The 2542-nt window shown below is 71.3% G+C and carries 2 protein-coding genes; one reads left to right on the top strand and one right to left on the bottom strand.

Annotated features, from left to right (window positions below; all coding sequences use genetic code 11):
• Positions 1–10: 10 nt before the first annotated feature.
• On the top strand, positions 11–511 hold the full coding sequence (locus IT371_30150) for an ABC transporter permease (GenBank protein MCC6751955.1): 501 nt from the start codon (positions 11–13) through the stop codon (positions 509–511).
• Positions 512–1236: 725 nt separating this feature from the next.
• On the opposite strand, the gene IT371_30145 is transcribed toward IT371_30150, so the two are convergent.
• Positions 1237–2337 carry an IS110 family transposase gene (locus IT371_30145; protein MCC6751954.1) on the bottom strand — a complete coding sequence of 367 codons (1101 nt, stop codon included), beginning with the start codon at positions 2335–2337 and terminating at the stop codon, positions 1237–1239.
• Between the last annotated feature and the right edge of the window lie 205 nt (positions 2338–2542).

Raw genomic sequence — 2542 nt, 5'->3', positions numbered from 1 at the left:
GGGAGATCGCCTGATGCTGCTCGAAACCATCCGCCTCGCCCTCGTCTCGGTGCGCCGCAACGCGCTGCGCTCTTTCCTCACGCTCCTCGGCATCGTCATCGGCGTGGCCGCGGTCATCGCCATGGTGGCCATCGGCGACGGGGCCAAGGCCCGCGTCGAGGCCACCTTCGCGTCGATGGGCTCGAACATGCTCATCGTGCTCTCCGGCTCCTCCTCGGGCGGCGGGGCCATGGGCGGCGCCGGCACGGACGGGGCCATCCACAGCGCCCGCGTGGCGCTCCTGCGCGACGACCTGGGCCGGCTCCCGTTCCTGATCGAGCTCTCGCGCCGGACCCGCGCCGTCGTCGCCCAGAACCTGGTCTTCGCCGTGGGGTTCATCGTCGCCGGCGTGGTGATCACGGCCCTGGGCCTGCTCTCGCCGATCGTGGCCCTCGTGCTCCACAACCTCGCCGACCTGGTCATCGTCTTCAACTCGGCGCGGCTCGTCCGCGAAGGCGAGACGCTCGCCTAGCTCGTCCGACCCTTCCGGCGGTCCACGGCCTGGTCGCGGTCACCGGGCACTTCATGGACGCCAAGGCGCCAAGGACGCCCAAGGACGCGCTGACGGCCGGCCCGCGGGACCCGCGTCGGGACGACCTTGGGCGTCCTTGGCGCCTCCCATGAGAAGGCTGACCTCGCAAGCCTCTTCTTCCGTCTTCGTCTTCAGCCGCCGTGGCGGCTCTTGCTCTTGCTCTTCGACATCCACCCTCTTCGAGAGGCCCCCTCTCGGCCCCCCTTCTCAATGTTCTTCCGGGGCCGAGAGGGGGCCGCGCGTAAGTCGCCATGCAGGCCAGCCCGCCAAGACCCTGCGAAGCGCGACCGGCTTCGCGGGTGGCGTGCCGCGCGGACGCGGCCCGTGCGGCCGTGCTCGTCGGCACGCTGCCGTGCCGCGGCCCGCGCGGCACGCCACCCGCTGCCGGTCGCGCCGCGACGCGCTCCGCAGGGGTCTCCGTCGGCCCGCCGCGGGTCACGGTCCATGTCGAGACAGGCCCACCCCGCCACGCTCCCATTCGCGCTCTCGAGGGGCCCACGTCATGGAGGCCCGGCGCACGTTGGTGTCCGCCAGGGCCAGGGCGCCGCATTCTTGGCGTCGGACTCGAGGTCCAGGGCGCCAATCGCGGTCGCTCCGGACCGGGCAGTGGGTCAGCTCTGTTTCGTCATGGTCCGCGCGCCCGAGGCGGCGACCGCTGGTGTCTCCTACGAGGCGGTGGCTGCCGCCACCGTGACCTCCTTCTCGGCGCTGGCCGCGCTGGTCTTCGCGCTGTTGTGGAGCGGGTCGTAGACCTGCCCGGTGAGCCAGAGGTGCCGCAGCAGGACCGCGAGCTTCCGAGCGACCGCGACGACCGCGCGCTTCTTGCCGTTCTTCCCGCCGCGCTCGCAGAGCTTCAGGCCCCAGCGCCGCAGGTCGCTGTCGGTGCCGAACGGGCCGAGGACGTAGTGCGCCGAGGTCACCATCAGGCGACGCACGAACGAGTTCCCCGACTTCGTGATCCGCAGCTGCTTGTCGATCGTGCACGACGAGTCCTGGCGTGGACACAGCCCCAGGTAGGCCGCGACCTTCCCGCCGTTCGCGAAGCGCTTCGGGTCCTCGACGGTCAGGAGGAAGGCGAGCGCGGTCAGCGCCCCGACGCCGTTCACCTGGCTCAGGAGCTCCGTCTCGGGGAACTCCTTGGCCAGCCGCTTCACCTGGCCGTCGTAGTGCTTGATCGTCGCCGTCAGCGCAGCGATCTGCGCGACGAGGGGCTGGAGCGCCGCCTGGAGCTCGCCCGGCAGGTTCGCCTCCGCGTGCTTGTGGAAGGCGTCGGCCGAGCACTTCGGCAAGCGGGCGCCCGAGGCTTTGACGACCCCGCGGACCGTGTTGATCAGGCCCGTCCGCCCGCGCACCAGGCTGTCACGAGCCTTCAGCGTCACGAGCGCGGTCTGCGCGGCCTCGCCACGAGGCCGCACCGGGTGCAGGAGCCGCGGGTCCGCGCGGGCGAGCAGCGCCAGCCGCTCCGCGTCGAGCTTGTCGTTCTTCCGCTCGTTGTCGGAGATCAGCCGCACCTTGCGCGCATTCGCGACGAGGACCTCGTGCCCCAGATCGGCCAGCAGCCGCGCCACCCACGCCGAGTGCGTCCCCGTCTCCAGGGCGACGCGCGCACGCGGCGCGTCCGCGAACCGCGCCGTGAAGCCCTCCTTCGTCGTCGCGATCCGCCCCTGCTCGAGGTGCTCGCCGGACTCGGTCGAGAGCACGTGCACCTGGCTGAATCGGTCCCCGAGGTCGATGCCGACGATCGTCCGTGGCGTAGAATCCTTCACGGCCAGTCCCCTTTGGGCCTTCGAGCCCGCAATGTGTGTGGCGGACCTTCTGGCACGCCGCACCGACAGGGGACTGGCCTTCTTCTTGGTTCGGGTCGCCGACCCAGGTCCCTCCTTCTTCGCCTTCGTCTTCACGCGCTGCCGTGCCATGCCTGGCCCTCCGCTGCTCCGCGCGAGGTCCAGCCTTCTCATCCCATTCTTGGCG

The sequence above is a fragment of the Deltaproteobacteria bacterium genome (genome assembly GCA_020848905.1).
Lineage (GTDB): Bacteria > Myxococcota_A > Polyangia.
Note: the sequence above shows the minus strand (reverse complement) of the source record. Positions and strands in the feature narration are given on the sequence as shown.